Raw genomic sequence first — 14,248 nt, 5'->3', positions numbered from 1 at the left:
AGCGACAAGCAGATGCCGCTACGGCGGGACGGGACGTGCCGCGTCTGCGGCACCGATCTCCCTGTCGGGACGCAGGCCGTCTACGAGAGGTCGACCCGGACCGTACGGTGCCTCACGCACGAGCAGTCGACGGCGTCATCCGCTGCTGAACCGGACATCGGAACGGCTGGCGCGTCCGCGCGACGCGAGTTCGAGCGACGTCGGGATGCGCGGGAACAGCGGATCCGCGCCAAGCACCCGAAGATCGGCGGTCTCCTCCATGCGCTGACCGACGAACCGCAGTCGACCACGGCCTGGGAGGCGGGAGCCGCCGGCGAGGAGCGTCTCGGCAGCCGGCTGAACGCAGCGGCGTCCGAGACGTGTCGCGTGCTCCACGACCGCCGGATGCCCGGCAGCCGCGCCAACATCGACCACCTCGCTGTCACCGCGACCGGCGTCTACGTGATCGACGCGAAGCGCTACAAGGGACGCCCGACTCTGCGGGTCGAGGGAGGTCTCCTGCGACAGCGCGTCGAGCGGCTGATGGTCGGCGGCCGGGACTGCACCAAGCTGGTCGACGGCGTCCTGAAGCAGGTGGAGGTCGTCCGCGGGATCGTCGGGGACGACGTCCCGCTGCACGGTGTGCTGTGCTTCGTGGACGCGGACTGGCCCTTGATCGGCGGGGCGTTCGCCACGCGTGATGTCCAGGTCATGTGGCCGAAGCGGCTGGTCGCGAGTGTTCGGGCGGAAGGACCTCTTGGTGCGGGTGCGGTGGGGCGTGTGCACCACGTGCTGGCGGAGTCTCTGCGGCCGGCCTGAGGCGTCGGTCGTTCGCGACGAGCCGAGTCAGGCGCCGTCCTCCGTCATGGCCGTGACCGGCAGCCAGTCGGCTCCGAGGAGCTGGGCGAGGTCGGCGAGACCGGTGGTGTCGCCACCGACCGTGTCGGAGGCCGCGGCGATGCGCTCCACCATCACCTTGCCGACCTGCTCCTCGACGGTGCCCTCGGCGTACGCGACGTGCCACGGTGAGACCTGGTGGTCACGGTGCGTGCGGCCGGTCACCTGCCGTCCGGCGATGCCGGAGAAGCGTGCCTGGTGGAACACCCCGACCCGTGGCTCCGTGCTCGCGCGGCGGCCGTCGGCCAGGGTCTCGCCGGCGTGCAGGCTGATCGAGGCGACCGTGGTGAAGACGCACACCCTGGCCTGACCGGTCTGGAACCGGAGCCGCTCGGCCTCCGGGTCGAACCGGTCGCGGCCGTAGATCGTGGCGACCTCGATGCCGCTGTCGCGCAGCCGGTCGGCGATGGGGTCGGCGGCGGTCGCGACGAACTCGACCGAGCACGCCACCTGTCGCTCCGCCTCGACCTGTTGTGCGATCCAGGCGACCGTCGAGTCGACGCGGATGAGCCCGGCCTTCTGCCGGAAGCGCAGGAGCGCGGCCCGCCCCTTGGCCGTGTTGCGACCGCGCCGTGCGATGTCCATCTCGCGACAGAACTCTCCCCACTCGGCCTCGTACGCCGTTCGCTCCGCCGGCGTGAGCGTCACGGGCATCCCGGAGATCGGCACCGGCCCCCACGGGGCGGCCCGGTGCAGCATCGCCGCGGGCCGCTCCTCGTCGAGCCAGCTGCGGACGAGCTTGAGGTCCGCAGCGCGCCGCGCCGGGTCGGTGGTCCACGTCGCGCCGTACCGTCCCCGTTCGACCCCGACACCGTGGCGCTCGAGCGCGGTGGCGAACGCATCCCCGGGTCGCGTCGCCGAGGACCACTCCTTCATCGACTCCCCCAGCACCTGCGCGTACGCCGGGGCGAGGTAGGGCAGCTCGAGCGGGGTGTGTCCCGGAGTCGCGGTGGTCGCGATGACGAACGGCGCCTGGTCGTGCGGCCGCCCGTGTCCCGAGATCCGCGCCCAGAGCTTCCACCGCTTCGTCGTCGTACGCCGCAGGGCGTGGGCCTCGTCCGCGATGATCACGTCCCAGACGTGGTCCTTGACCTTCTCCAGCCGGTCCCACGTGATCACGACCCACTCCAGGCCGCCGTGCCCCAGCGCGGCGATGGTGCGGCACCAGTGGCCGATCGTGATCGCGGCAGGTCGGTCGGCCACCACGAGCACCCGGCGCGCACCGCGGAGGTCGCCCACCGCCGTGGCCCCGAGCACCGCGGAGATCGTCTTGCCCACCCCGGGCTCGTCGGCGAGCAGGAACTGCCGTCCGCCCGCCGCGGCGCGCGCCGCGATCGCATCAGCTGCCTCGAACTGGATCCGCCGGGGTTCGAGCTCGTCCGTGGGCTCGGGGTCGGGCGTCGGATGGTCGGGATTGAGGGTGTTCTCGAGGAACCGACCCAGCGTGTAGGGCCCCGGCGAGTACGGCGCGAGGGGCGCGGGCAGGGCGCGGCCGACGTACAGGTGGGTCTTGACGGCGGGGTGCCAGGTGGCGCCGTCGACCTGCGTCCCGTACGGGACGTCGAGCACCCACAGCCGCTCCCCCGGCCCGACGGCAGGCAACGGTCGTTGCTGACGCGTCCCGCCCCGGCGCGGGGCCGTGCCGCCCCGACGAGGGTGGGAGCGTCGACGACTGGCCACCCGCGGACGCTATCGGGGTTTGGCGCCACAACGGCCCCGGCTCGCCCATGACCCATAGGGTGGCGACGCTCGTGGCCGTCGGTCGCCACCGCTACCCGTGGAGGAAACCCATGTGCCGCGTGCTCGCCTACATCGGACCCGAGATCCCTCTCGAGAGCCTGCTGCTCACACCGTCGAACAGCCTGGTCAACCAGGCCCTCGACCCTGAGCGCTATCCGGACCTCCACCTGGCGGGCTGGGGGTTCGGCGCCTGGAGCGAGCACCTGCTCGAGCCGGAGGATCCCTTCATCTATCGCCGGCCCATGGCTGCGTTCTACGACGACAACGCCAAGCGCATGATCCCGAGCCTCCAGGCGAGCACGGTGCTCGGCCACGTGCGAGCCGCCAGCTACGACTCGAAGGTCGTCATGGTCGACGAGAACTGCCACCCGTTCTCCTTCGACGAGACCCCCTGGATCATGGCCCAGAACGGTGACATGCCGAACTGGATGCTCCTGCAGAGGGAGCTGCTGCAGCACTGCGAGGACAGGTACCTCGAGCAGATGCGGGGCACGACCGACACGGAGTTCCTCTACGCGCTCCTGCTCTCGTTGCTCGACGGCGACAGCGACGAGGACGTCCAACGCGCGATCGAGGAGATGGTCGGACTCATCGCTCGCGCGATGAAGGAGCTCGACCTCCCTGCCCTGACCAAGATGAAGATGGCCCTGGTGTCGCCGAGCCGGATCATCGGGGTCAACGTCGGTCTCGGGCACCACGGCGAGACCGACCCGGCCGGCGACTGGAAGAAGCTGCGGGAGGCCGGTCCGGGCACGGACGACTTCGCCCTCTCGATGCTGCTGGAGCCGATGTACATGCTGATGGGACGACACGTCGAGAAGGCAGACACGTCCTACGACTTCGAGGCGTGCGACGAGCAGGAGGCGACGGCCGCCATCTTCGCCTCGGAGGCCCTGACCGAGAACGACGACGGCTGGTCGTCCGTCGAGTTCGGCCAGATCGTGTTCCTCGAGAAGAAGGGCGAGCGCGTCACCCGGAGGGTCGACCGCCTGAAGGTCTAGGCGCTACACGCGGGTCCGGGTCCTAGTCTCGATCCATGGCATCCGACCTCCGCTTCTACTTCGATCCGGTGTGCCCCTTCTGCTGGCTGACGAGCAAGTGGATCCGGATGGTGCAGGCCGAGCGCGACCTGTCGGTGGACTGGCGCTTCATCTCGCTGCGGCTGATCAACGAGCACATCGACTACGACGCCCACTTCCCGCCCGAGTACGAGGCCGGTCACACCGCCGGCCTGCGCCTGTTGCGCGCCGTCGCCCGGGCGCGTCAGGAGCACGGCGCCGAGGCCGTCGACACCCTGCAGGCCACGCTCGGGGCCCACATCTTCGACACCCCACCCGTCGAGGCCACGGACGAGGAGACGACCGACCACCGGCACGGCACGCGCGAGTTCCTCGAGCCCGTCCTGCGCGAGGTCGGTCTGCCCACCGACCTCGCCGACGCCCTCGACGACACGTCCTGGGACGACGCGATCCGCGCGGACGGCGACGAGGCACTCGCGCTGACCGGCAAGGACGTCGGTACGCCGATCATCCACTTCGAGCCGCCGGACGGGGTGGCGTTCTTCGGCCCTGTGATCAGCCGGCTCCCAGCGCCCGACCAGGCCGGGGAGCTCTGGGACCACGTGGTCGGCCTGGCCCGCTTCCCCGGCTTCGCCGAGCTCAAGCGCAGCCTGCGCGAGAGGCCGCAGCTGGTCGGGTTCGGGGTGGAGCCCGGAGCTGTCGGCAAGCAGGAGGACTGGCACGGTGGCAGCCGCCGACAGAGGAGTGAACGCGGCTCGTGACCCTCGAATGGCCGACGTGACGACCCCCTGCGCGCAGAAATCCATCCCCTCATCACCGGTTCACGGGAAATGCGCGCACATCCAGCGTCGCCCTGCGAGTGGCGCCGAAGGCTTGTGCGTACACCCGCTGGCGAGCGCTTGCAGCGTGACGTGGTCCGGCACTGGAGTGGTGAGGAGGGTTGACATGGCGATCGCCATCACGCATCCCGGAGCACGACTTCTCGCGCCCGCCCTCGACGCCCTGTCGGACGTCGCAGCCGGTGACTGGGCGAGCGCCGCACGTCTGTGTGCCACCCGGCTGCAGGATCCCAGTGCCTGCGCGATCGACCTCGACCTCGCCGCGGCTCGCGCCGGCGTGACCCGCACCCGACGCCGGCCGTACCGGTACCGGTTGCACCACCGGATGCTGGTCGTCGACGAGGACCCCGATCTCCTGTCCGCCGCCCTCGACCTGCAGATGAAGCTGTGGATGGGACAGTGGGACGCCCTCGAGCTGGTCACCCCACCCGGCGGAAGACCTGCGCAAGGGTGGGGACCACGCGAGCTGCTTGCCATCCGCACCCGTCACCAGCGTCCCGACGCGTGGTCCAGTCGGCTGTACGCGTGCCAGAACCTGTCCTCGGCGCCGGCGACCGCACGACTCGCGCACCACGTCATGATGAATCTCGGCGGCGACGCCGGGCGGCACTCGTACGACCTGCCGGCCGGACCTGCAGCGGTGCACGTCGGGTGACCGCCCCTCGCCGAGGCGCGTGGATCGTTCGCGCTCAGACGAACGTGGGGAAGGTCGGAGCGGCGAGGGGGCCGCTCGACCGGTTCCGTGCCGACTCGTAGCCGTGCGCGATCTCGATCAGCGCCGCCTCGCTGCCGCCGGTGCCCCAGAACGACACGGCCACCGGCAGGCCGGCGGCGAGCTCGGTCGGGACCGTGACCAGCGGATAGCCGGCGATCGCGGTGGGCCCGGTGCACGCGCCGGCGGACCACTCGGCGTTGACGAGGTCGATCGGGTTCGCGGGCGGGTAGGACGGCGTGACCAGCGCGTCCAGCGCATGCTCCCGGAGCACCTGGTCGATGCCGCCGCTGCGGGTGGCCGCGAGGCCCCTGGCGCGCGCGGCGACGTGCTCGGCGCTGCCGTCACCCGGGCCCGCCAGCGCCTTCTCGAAGAGCGACTGGCCGAAGTGTGCGAGCTCCGTCCCGGCGTTCGCACGGTTGAAGTCGACGATGTCGCGCAGGGTGCGGGGCACGTCGCCGCCGCGGGTTGCGAGGTAGTCCGCAACGCCCGAGCGGAACTCGGCCAGCAGCACGAGCAGCTCGTCCTCGCCCACGTCGTCCCCGAGCACCGGCAGGTCGGTGTTGTCGACGATCGTGGCGCCCTCGGCGGCGAGCAGCGTCAGCGCCCGCTCAGCGGCGGCGTCCGCGTGCGGGGAGTAGCCCCAGTACGTCGTGCGCGGCACCCCGATCCGCTTGCCCGCAAGCCGACCCGACACGGCGTGCTCGGCGTAGTCAGTGCCGCCCGCGGCGAGCACCGTCAGCAGCGACGCAGCGTCACGAACCGTCATCGCCATCGGCCCCGGCGAGTCCTGCGAGCGCGAGATGGGCACCACGCCGGTGGTGGGGACGGTGCCCACGGTCGGCTTGATGCCGACGCACCCGTTGAAGGCCGCGGGACAGCTGATCGATCCGTCCGTCTCGGTGCCGACGGCGAAGGGAGCGAGCCCGGCCGCGACCGCGGCGCCGCTGCCAGAGCTGGAACCTCCCGCGGACCGGTTGAGCCCGTACGGGTTCCGGGTCAACCCGCCGTACGCGCTCCAGCCCGACGTCGACGACTCGTCGCGGATGTTGGCCCACTCGGAGAGATTCGCCTTGCCCAGGACGACCATGCCGGCGTCACGAAGGCGCTGCACGAGCGGCGCGTCCCGGCTGGGCGGCGGCGCGTCGGCAAGCGCGAGCGAGCCCGCGGTGGTCGTCAGGTCATGGGTGTCGATGTTGTCCTTGACCAGCACGGCACGTCCGTGGAGCGGGCCCCGAACGCCTCCGGCGGCGGCCTCACGGTCCAACCGCTCCGCCTGCGCCAGCGCACCCGGGTGGAGCGTGCACACGGCATTGACCAGCGGTTCGACCGCCTCGATGCGGTCGAGCAGCTGCTCCACTGCCGAGCGGGCGCTGCCGGGGACCGGAGACGACACCATGGCCGGAGTCTGCCCCAGATGCCATGGCGCCGAGCCCGTCGCACCCGCCTGCAACCCGAGCTCCCGGACGGTCGGAGCGTGCGCTCGTGCGGGTGGTCTAGCCCTGCCTCACCCCTACCGGCGAAGTTCGATCCCGTGGCCTGTCGGGTCCCACGGCTCAGGCGTAGCGTCCAGAGCAGGGGTTGAGGGGGAGCATCGCCGGGCCTGGGGGGCTGGCGAGCGCCACCTCCCAGCCCGATCCCAGGCGCCCGCAGAGGCGTCCAGTCACACCACGAACGCGCGAGCCGGCCGAGGTCAGCATCGGCTACGGCCGCGCAGGGTCCGGCCGGCGCGATGCCCCCTCGCACGCCCGGCCGGGTCCACCTCGACCGGAGCACCCGCAGGCGACCCTTCGCCGACAGGTGGCGGCTGGATGCACGCTTCGCACCCCCTCGTCGGGTGGGGCGGCACACCCGAAGTCCAAGGACACTGGAACCGGCTGGGCAGCCGCCCTTGCCGACCGACCCGAGAGGTTCACATGTCCACCGACGCCATCGTGCTGTTGAAGAACGACCACAAGGAAATTCTCAAGACGTTCAAGGACTTCGAGAAGCTCGGTCCGGACGCACACGTGCGCAAGGGCCAGCTGGTCAACCGCATGATCGAGCTCCTGACCGTCCACACCTACATCGAGAACGAGGTCATGTACCCCCGGGTGCGGGAGCTGCTGCCCGAGCTCGAGGACGACGTGCTCGAGTCCTACGAGGAGCATCACGTCGCCGACGTCCTCGTCATGGAGCTGGTCGCGATGAAGCCTGATGCCGAGCGCTTCACCGCCAAGACCACGGTGCTGATCGAGAACGTGCGTCATCACATCGAGGAGGAGGAGAAGGAGTGGTTCCCCCAGGTCCGCGAAGGCCTGGGCCGCAAGCAGCTCCAGGAGATCGGCGCGGAGATGGCTGAGGCCAAGGCCAGGGCGCCTCGCACCCCAGCCGCACCGAGCGCCCTGAAGAAGACCATCGACGCCGTCGTGAAGTAGCCCGTCACCTCGTCGCCGGCGCCGTCGCCAGCTCACTGATCCGCACCCTGAGGCTGTTCTCCGCCTGGCGCCACAGGGTCGCCGAGTGCGCGTGTCGGTGCTGCACGGCCGAGCCCGGCTGGGCACGGTCGCGACAGGCCTCCTGCTCCTGGGCGCGCAGGGCGAAGACGTCCGCGACCAGCGCCAGCTCACGGATGACCGTGGCTGTCTCGTCGAGTGCGAACGCTGTCATCCGTTCAGGGTGCATCCCGCGGACCGTCACGCCGCCTCGGCGCGCTGAACATGCCCGATTTGGTAGCGCGCAGCAGTCACGACCGTCGCCGACCACCCGCCTTCGGGGCGGGGTCGGTGTCGGACCCGAGTGACAGACTGCAGGGCATGACCGCCCTCGACCGCTTCAGCGCGCCCACCCGCGCGTGGTTCGAGGCATCGTTCGCGAGCCCCACACCGGCGCAGGACGGGGCGTGGGACGCCATCGCCGCCGGCAAGAACGCGCTCGTCGTCGCGCCGACCGGCAGCGGCAAGACGCTGAGCGCCTTCCTCCACGCCATCGACCGGCTGCTCAGCACCGAGCGGCCCGACGACAAGTCCAGGCGCACCCGCGTCCTCTACATCTCCCCGCTCAAGGCGCTCGGCGTCGACGTCGAGCGCAACCTGCGGGCCCCGCTCACCGGCATCCGCAACACCGCCGAGCGGCTCGAGGCCACGGTCCCCGACGTCACCGTCGGCCTGCGCTCGGGCGACACCAGCCCCGCCGACCGTCGCAAGCTCGGCACCACCCCGCCCGACATCCTCATCACCACGCCCGAGTCGCTCTTCCTCATGCTCACCAGCCAGGCGCGCGAGACGCTGCGCGGCGTCGACACGGTGATCATCGACGAGGTGCACGCCGTGGCCGGCACCAAGCGCGGCGCCCACCTCGGCATCAGCCTCGAGCGGCTCGACCACCTGCTCGACGAGCCGGCACAGCGCATCGGCCTCAGCGCGACCGTACGCCCCCTCGAGGAGGTCGCCCGGTTCCTCGGCGGCACCCAGCCGGTCGAGATCGTCGCCCCGCCCAGCACCAAGGAGTGGGACCTGCGCGTCGTCGTGCCCGTCGAGGACATGACGATGCCCGAGGAGTACGACGAGGAGTCCGGCGACCCCGGCCGGTCGACCAGCATCTGGCCGCACGTCGAGGAACACGTCGTCGACCTCGTCGAGCAGCACCGCTCGACCATCGTCTTCGCCAACTCGCGTCGCCTCGCCGAGCGGCTCACCGCCCGGCTCAACGAGATCGCGGGCGAGCGGGCGGAGGCGCGGGCGGCAGACGGCGTGGGCGGTCTCGAGGCTCGCTCCACTCACGTCTCGACCACCGAGGGTGCTGGCAGGCCGCCGGCCCAGGTGATGGCGCAGTCCGGGCAGAGCAGCGGCGCCGAGGCGATCATCGCCAAGGCCCACCACGGCTCGGTCTCCAAGGAGCAGCGGGCGATCATCGAGGACGACCTCAAGCGCGGCCGCCTCCCCTGCGTCGTCGCCACCAGCAGCCTCGAGCTCGGCATCGACATGGGCTCGGTCGACCTCGTCATCCAGATCGAGTCGCCGCCCAGCGTCGCCAGCGCCCTCCAGCGCGTCGGCCGAGCCGGTCACCAGGTCGGCGAGGTGAGCCGCGGCGTGCTGTTCCCCAAGCACCGCGGCGACCTCGCCCAGACGGCCGTCTCGGTCGAGCGGATGCGTTCGGGCGCCATCGAGAAGATGGCGATCCCCGCCAACCCCCTCGACGTCCTCGCCCAGCAGGTGGTGGCGGCGCTCGCGATGGAGGAGTGGGACGTCGACGAGCTCTTCTCCCTCGTCACCCGCGCCGCCTCCTACACCCAGCTCCCCCGCTCCGCCTACGACGCCACCCTCGACCTGCTGAGCGGGCGCTACCCCAGCGACGAGTTCGCAGAGCTGCGACCGCGCATCGTGTGGGACCGCGTCACCGGCACGCTCACGGGCCGCCCGGGCGCCCAGCGCCTCGCCGTCACCAGCGGCGGCACCATCCCCGACCGCGGCCTGTTCGGCGTGTTCCTCGTCGGCGAGAAGGCCAGTCGCGTCGGAGAGCTCGACGAGGAGATGGTCTACGAGTCGCGGGTGGGCGACGTCTTCGCCCTCGGCGCCACCAGCTGGCGCATCGAGGACATCACGCACGACCGGGTCCTCGTCACCCCGGCGCCCGGCATCCCCGGCCGCCTCCCCTTCTGGAAGGGCGACTCCCTCGGCCGTCCGGCCGAGCTCGGTGCCGCGGTCGGCGCCTTCACCCGCGAGCTGGCGGGCAAGCCCCCGCAGAAGGCCATCGCCCAGGTCCGCGAGCGCGGCCTCGACGAGTACGCCGCCACCAACCTCGTCACCTACCTCGGCGAGCAGCGCGAGGCGACCCAGGTCGTGCCCAACGACACCCAGGTCGTCGTCGAGCGCTTCCGCGACGAGCTCGGCGACTGGCGCCTCGTCGTCCACTCCCCCTACGGCACGCCCGTCCACGCGCCGTGGGCGCTGGCGATCAACGCCCGCCTGCGCGAGCGCTTCGACGTCGACGGGCAGGCCGTCGCCTCCGACGACGGCATCGTCATCCGCATCCCCGACACCGACGCCGAGCCGCCGACCGGCGAGGTCATCGTCTTCGAGCCCGAGGAGATCGAGCAGCTCGTCACCCAGGAGGTCGGCGGGTCGGCGCTGTTCGCCAGCCGCTTCCGCGAGTGCGCCGCCCGCGCCCTGCTGCTCCCCCGCCGCGACCCCGGCCGCCGCAGCCCGCTGTGGCAGCAGCGCCAGCGCAGCGCCCAGCTCCTCGAGGTCGCGTCCCAGTACCCCGCCTTCCCCATCGTGCTCGAGGCGGTGCGCGAGTGCCTCCAGGACGTCTACGACCTGCCCGCGCTCGTCGCCCTGCTCGGTCGTGTGCAGCGCCGCGAGGTCACCGTCGTCGACGTCGCCACGACCCAGCCGAGCCCCTTCGCCCGCAGCCTGCTCTTCGGCTACGTCGCGCAGTTCGTCTACGAGGGCGACTCCCCCATCGCCGAGCGTCGCGCCGCCGCACTCTCCCTCGACCAGGGCCTCCTCGCCGAGCTGCTCGGTCGCGCCGAGCTGCGCGAGCTGCTCGACCCCGAGGTGCTCACCGAGGTCGAGGCCGAGCTGCAGTGGCTCGCCCCCGACCGCCGCGCCCGCAACGCGGAGGCCGTCGCCGACCTGTTGCGCCTGGTCGGTCCGCTCTCGGTCGAGGAGGTCCGCGCACGATCGGTCGACGGTGCCGACGTCGAGGGCTGGCTGGCATCGCTCGACCGGCGGGTCGTCCCCGTACGCATGGCCGGCGACGACCGCTGGAGTGCGATCGAGGACGTAGGCCGCCTGCGCGACGGGCTCGGCGTCCCCGTCCCCGTCGGCACACCCGACGCCTTCCTCCAGCTCCCCGAGGACCCGCTCGGCGACCTGGTCTCCCGCTACGCCCGCAGCCACGGTCCGTTCACGACCGCCGAGGTCGCCACCCGGCTCGGGCTCGGCGAGGCCGTCGCCCGGCAGACCCTCCAGCGGCTCGCGCACCGCGGCCGCGTCCTCGACGGCGAGTTCCGGCCCTCCGGCTCGGGCACCGAGTGGTGCGACGCCGAGGTGCTGCGCAAGCTGCGCCGCCGCTCGCTCGCCCGGCTGCGCCAGGAGATCGAGCCGGTCAGCCACGACGCCGTCGCCCGCTTCCTGCCCGCCTGGCAACGCGTCGGCGGATCGCTGCGCGGTCTCGACGGCGTGGTCGCCGCGATCGACCAGCTCGCCGGCTGCCCGGTCCCGGCCAGCGCCCTCGAGCCCCTCGTCCTCGCCGCCCGCGTCCGCGACTACGAGCCCTCGATGCTCGACGAGCTCACCGCCTCCGGCGAGGTCATCTGGACCGGCCACTCCCCGCTGCCGGGCAGCGACGGCTGGGTCAGCCTCCACCTCGCCGACCAGGCGCACCTCACGCTCCCCGAGGTCGAGGGCGACGAGCCCGAGGGCCTGCAACGCGCCGTCCTCGACGCGCTCGACCCGGGCGGTGCGTGGTTCTTCCGCCAGCTCGCCGACCGGGTCGGCTCCACGAGCGACGCCGACCTCAGCACGGCGCTGTGGGAGCTCGTCTGGAAGGGCCTCGTCACCAACGACACCCTCACGCCCCTCCGCGCGCTCGTCCGCAGCGGCACGCCCTCCCACCGCACCCGCCGTACGCCTCCGCGACTCGGGCGCACCACCGGGGGCCGGATGCCCGCCCGCACCGGGCCTCCCGAGACCGCGGGCCGCTGGGCGCTGCTGCCCGAGCGCGACGGCGACCCGACCCGACGCGCCCACGCCCGCGCCGAGCACCTCCTCGAGCGGCACGGCGTCGTCACCCGTGGTGCAGTGGTCAGCGAGCGCGTGGCCGGCGGCTTCGCGGGGGTCTACAAGGTGCTCAGCGCCTTCGAGGACACCGGCAGATGCCGACGCGGCTACTTCATCGAGGGCCTCGGCGCCGCGCAGTTCGGCAGCGCCGGCGCCATCGACCGGCTGCGCACCTTCGCCGAGCCCGAGAGCGGCAAGCCCGGCACGAAGCCGTCCGTGGTCGCGCTCGCCGCCACCGACCCGGCCAACGTCTTCGGTGCCGCGCTGCCCTGGCCCGACGCCGGCGACCCCGAGCGCACCGGGCACCGCCCGGGGCGCAAGGCGGGCGCCCTCGTGGTGCTGGTGGACGGCGCGCTCACCGTCTACGTCGAGCGCGGCGGCCGCACGCTCCTCACCTGGAGCGAGGACCTCGACGTGCTCACCCCGGCCATGGTCGCCCTCGCCGACGCGGCCCGCCGCGGGGCGCTGGGCCGGCTCACCGTCGAGAAGGCGGACGGACAGGCGCTGATCGGCAGCGGCGGCGAGACCCCGATCCGGTTGGCGCTCACCGCAGCGGGCTTCCTCGCGACACCGAAGGGACTGAGGTTGCGTGCCTGAGGGCGACACCGTCTACCGCGCGGCGGCCAAGCTCGACCGCGCGCTCACGGGCCACCGACTCACGCTCACCGACTTCCGCGTGCCCGCGCTCGCGACGGTCGACCTCCGCGAGGGCACCGTCATCCGCTCCCTGTCCCGCGGCAAGCACATCCTCACCCGCATCGACCACGAGCGCGCCTGGACGGTCCACACCCACCTCAAGATGGAGGGCTCGTGGCACGTCTACCCCGAGGGCGAGCGGTGGCGGCGTCCCGACACGCAGGCCCGGCTGGTGCTGGGCATCGACGGCCGCAAGGCGGTCGGCTTCCAGCTCGGCATCGTCGAGCTGGTGCCGCGCGAGCACGAGGCCGACCTGGTCGCCCACCTGGGACCCGACCTGCTGGGACCCGACTGGGACGAGGACCGCGCCCTGGCCAACCTGCGCGCGGAGCCGGGCCGCCCGATCGGCCAGGCACTGCTCGACCAGCGCAACCTCGCCGGCATCGGCAACATGTACATGGCCGAGCTGTGCTTCACGATGGGCGTCCACCCGGCCAGCCCCGTCTCGGTGATCGACCAGCTCCCGCGGCTGGTGCGCCGCGGCCGGCAGATGCTCGAGGTCAACAAGGAGCGAGCCATCCAGTCGACCACGGGCGACCTGCGCGAGCGCGAGCGGATGTGGGTCTACCGCCGCGACAAGTCCCCGTGCCGCCGTTGCCGGACTCCCGTGGCGGTGACGATGCTCGGCGAGCCGGGCCGCGAGCGCGCGGCCTACTGGTGCCCCAACTGCCAGCCGGAGCGGTGAAGCAGGAGGTCAGGCGGCCGAGGCCACGACGTCGCCCGCGGGACGCGCGGCGGTGATGGGAGTGCTCGCCACGACCTCCATCGCGGCCTCCTCGAGCGCCACCGCGTCGGCGACGTCACGCAGCACGTCGGACAGCGGCAGGTCCATCGCCTGGCACAGCGACGCGAGCAGCTCCGAGGACGCTTCCTTCTGGCCGCGCTCGATCTCGGAGATGTAGCCCAGGCTCACGCGTGCGTCGGCCGACAGCTCGCGGAGGGTCATCCCGCGCTGCATCCGCGCACTGCGCAGCACGTCACCGAGCAGTCGTCGGAAGAGCACCATGCGCGAGGTCCTTACTCTCGGGAGATCCGTTGCGAGGGGAAGCCGTCTGGCCCAACGCTACCCGAGGCCCCCTTCTTCCCGGCGGAAGACCTCGACATCGCCCAGTCCGGCCGCCAGGTCCGACAGCACGGCGTCGCACGTCGCCTGCCGGATCGCGAGTCGGTCCCCCGTCAGTGCGAGCCGCCGGGACGCCACGCCGGACGGGCCGGCGACGGCGATCCAGACGGTGCCGACCGGGTGGCCGTCCTGCCCGTCGGGCCCGGCGACACCGGTCGTCGCAAGCCCCCACGTCGCGTCCAGACGCGTGCGTACGCCCTGCGCCATCGCGACCGCGCACTCCTGCGAGACGACGCCGTGTCGCTCCACGACGTCCACCGGCACGTCGAGCAGCGCGACCTTCACGCGGGTGGCGTACGACACCACGCCACCCACGAAGCTGCGGGACGCGCCCGGCACGTCGGTGAGCCTGGCCGCGAGCAGGCCGCCGGTCAGCGACTCGGCGGTCGCCAGCGTCTCGCCACGCCCGGCCAGCGCCTCGAGGACGCCCTCCGCCGTCGGTTCGACACCTCCTGACCACATGTCGGCGACACTAGCCG

13 protein-coding genes are annotated in these 14,248 nt (G+C 72.4%); 7 read left to right on the top strand and 6 right to left on the bottom strand.

Translation table 11 applies throughout. From position 1 onward, the window contains the following. Positions 1–135: 135 nt before the first annotated feature. On the bottom strand, positions 136–261 hold the full coding sequence (locus tag IEZ24_RS22030; RefSeq protein ID WP_263575419.1) for a hypothetical protein: 126 nt from the start codon (positions 259–261) through the stop codon (positions 136–138). Here IEZ24_RS22030 and IEZ24_RS06280 point away from each other — a divergent pair. Next, positions 223–798, top strand: a complete 576-nt coding sequence (locus tag IEZ24_RS06280; protein ID WP_242498401.1) for a nuclease-related domain-containing protein — start codon at positions 223–225, stop codon at positions 796–798. The genes IEZ24_RS22030 and IEZ24_RS06280 overlap by 39 nt on opposite strands. Positions 799–825: 27 nt before the next feature. On the opposite strand, the gene IEZ24_RS06275 is transcribed toward IEZ24_RS06280, so the two are convergent. Continuing rightward, positions 826–2,478 carry a DEAD/DEAH box helicase gene (locus tag IEZ24_RS06275; protein WP_224744926.1) on the bottom strand — a complete coding sequence of 551 codons (1,653 nt, stop codon included), beginning with the start codon at positions 2,476–2,478 and terminating at the stop codon, positions 826–828. A 125-nt stretch (positions 2,479–2,603) separates the two neighbouring features. Between IEZ24_RS06275 and IEZ24_RS06270 the strand changes: the two genes are divergently transcribed. The 3 genes from IEZ24_RS06270 to IEZ24_RS06260 all read left to right on the top strand — a co-directional run bounded on the left by IEZ24_RS06270 (position 2,604) and on the right by IEZ24_RS06260 (position 5,129). Continuing rightward, positions 2,604–3,617, top strand: coding sequence for a class II glutamine amidotransferase (locus tag IEZ24_RS06270; protein ID WP_207206708.1), 1,014 nt, complete (start codon positions 2,604–2,606; stop codon positions 3,615–3,617). Positions 3,618–3,652: 35 nt separating this feature from the next. Continuing rightward, positions 3,653–4,396, top strand: a complete 744-nt coding sequence (locus IEZ24_RS06265) for a DsbA family protein (protein ID WP_129453748.1) — start codon at positions 3,653–3,655, stop codon at positions 4,394–4,396. Positions 4,397–4,580: 184 nt separating this feature from the next. Continuing rightward, positions 4,581–5,129, top strand: a complete 549-nt coding sequence (locus IEZ24_RS06260) for a hypothetical protein (RefSeq protein ID WP_129453747.1) — start codon at positions 4,581–4,583, stop codon at positions 5,127–5,129. Positions 5,130–5,163: 34 nt separating this feature from the next. Here IEZ24_RS06260 and IEZ24_RS06255 read toward each other — a convergent pair whose 3' ends face one another. Beyond that, a complete protein-coding gene (locus IEZ24_RS06255; protein WP_129453746.1) occupies positions 5,164–6,585 on the bottom strand; it encodes an amidase family protein in 1,422 nt (473 codons plus the stop codon). A 517-nt stretch (positions 6,586–7,102) separates the two neighbouring features. On the opposite strand from IEZ24_RS06255, the gene IEZ24_RS06250 reads away from it, so the two are divergent. After that, positions 7,103–7,603 (top strand): hemerythrin domain-containing protein, encoded by a 501-nt coding sequence (locus IEZ24_RS06250; protein ID WP_129453745.1) that lies wholly within the window; start codon positions 7,103–7,105, stop codon positions 7,601–7,603. A gap of 4 nt (positions 7,604–7,607) precedes the next feature. Here IEZ24_RS06250 and IEZ24_RS06245 read toward each other — a convergent pair whose 3' ends face one another. Next, positions 7,608–7,835, bottom strand: coding sequence for a hypothetical protein (locus IEZ24_RS06245; protein ID WP_129453744.1), 228 nt, complete (start codon positions 7,833–7,835; stop codon positions 7,608–7,610). Between the two features lie 146 nt (positions 7,836–7,981). Here IEZ24_RS06245 and IEZ24_RS06240 point away from each other — a divergent pair, with 146 nt between their 5' ends. Together IEZ24_RS06240 and IEZ24_RS06235 are read left to right on the top strand one after the other, a co-directional pair. Continuing rightward, the gene (locus IEZ24_RS06240; RefSeq protein ID WP_129453743.1) at positions 7,982–12,547 is read left to right on the top strand and encodes an ATP-dependent helicase; all 4,566 of its coding nucleotides are present in this window, start codon (positions 7,982–7,984) and stop codon (positions 12,545–12,547) included. Continuing rightward, positions 12,540–13,331 (top strand): DNA-formamidopyrimidine glycosylase family protein, encoded by a 792-nt coding sequence (locus IEZ24_RS06235; protein WP_129453742.1) that lies wholly within the window; start codon positions 12,540–12,542, stop codon positions 13,329–13,331. The genes IEZ24_RS06240 and IEZ24_RS06235 overlap by 8 nt, the downstream gene beginning before the upstream one ends. A 9-nt stretch (positions 13,332–13,340) precedes the next feature. Here the strand turns inward: IEZ24_RS06235 and IEZ24_RS06230 are convergent, their stop codons facing one another. Together IEZ24_RS06230 and IEZ24_RS06225 are read right to left on the bottom strand one after the other, a co-directional pair. Next, positions 13,341–13,652 (bottom strand): helix-turn-helix domain-containing protein, encoded by a 312-nt coding sequence (locus tag IEZ24_RS06230; protein ID WP_129453741.1) that lies wholly within the window; start codon positions 13,650–13,652, stop codon positions 13,341–13,343. A 57-nt stretch (positions 13,653–13,709) separates the two neighbouring features. Next, complete coding sequence (locus IEZ24_RS06225) at positions 13,710–14,231, bottom strand: CinA family protein (RefSeq protein WP_129453740.1); 522 nt, start codon at positions 14,229–14,231, stop codon at positions 13,710–13,712. Positions 14,232–14,248: the final 17 nt, after the last annotated feature.

It is taken from the genome of Nocardioides ganghwensis, from assembly GCF_014779655.1.
In the GTDB taxonomy this organism is placed as follows: domain Bacteria; phylum Actinomycetota; class Actinomycetes; order Propionibacteriales; family Nocardioidaceae; genus Nocardioides; species Nocardioides ganghwensis.
This window is presented reverse-complemented; position numbering and strand designations above follow the sequence as displayed.

Coding starts and splice junctions, on each gene's coding strand:
- IEZ24_RS06245 (WP_129453744.1), bottom strand. CDS start 7,835: ATGACAGCGTTCGCACTCGACGAGACAGCCACGGTCATCCGTGAGCTG.
- IEZ24_RS06240 (WP_129453743.1), top strand. CDS start 7,982: ATGACCGCCCTCGACCGCTTCAGCGCGCCCACCCGCGCGTGGTTCGAG.
- IEZ24_RS06230 (WP_129453741.1), bottom strand. CDS start 13,652: ATGGTGCTCTTCCGACGACTGCTCGGTGACGTGCTGCGCAGTGCGCGG.
- IEZ24_RS06265 (WP_129453748.1), top strand. CDS start 3,653: ATGGCATCCGACCTCCGCTTCTACTTCGATCCGGTGTGCCCCTTCTGC.
- IEZ24_RS06225 (WP_129453740.1), bottom strand. CDS start 14,231: ATGTGGTCAGGAGGTGTCGAACCGACGGCGGAGGGCGTCCTCGAGGCG.
- IEZ24_RS22030 (WP_263575419.1), bottom strand. CDS start 261: ATGGAGGAGACCGCCGATCTTCGGGTGCTTGGCGCGGATCCGCTGTTC.
- IEZ24_RS06270 (WP_207206708.1), top strand. CDS start 2,604: ATGACCCATAGGGTGGCGACGCTCGTGGCCGTCGGTCGCCACCGCTAC.
- IEZ24_RS06250 (WP_129453745.1), top strand. CDS start 7,103: ATGTCCACCGACGCCATCGTGCTGTTGAAGAACGACCACAAGGAAATT.
- IEZ24_RS06260 (WP_129453747.1), top strand. CDS start 4,581: ATGGCGATCGCCATCACGCATCCCGGAGCACGACTTCTCGCGCCCGCC.
- IEZ24_RS06255 (WP_129453746.1), bottom strand. CDS start 6,585: ATGGTGTCGTCTCCGGTCCCCGGCAGCGCCCGCTCGGCAGTGGAGCAG.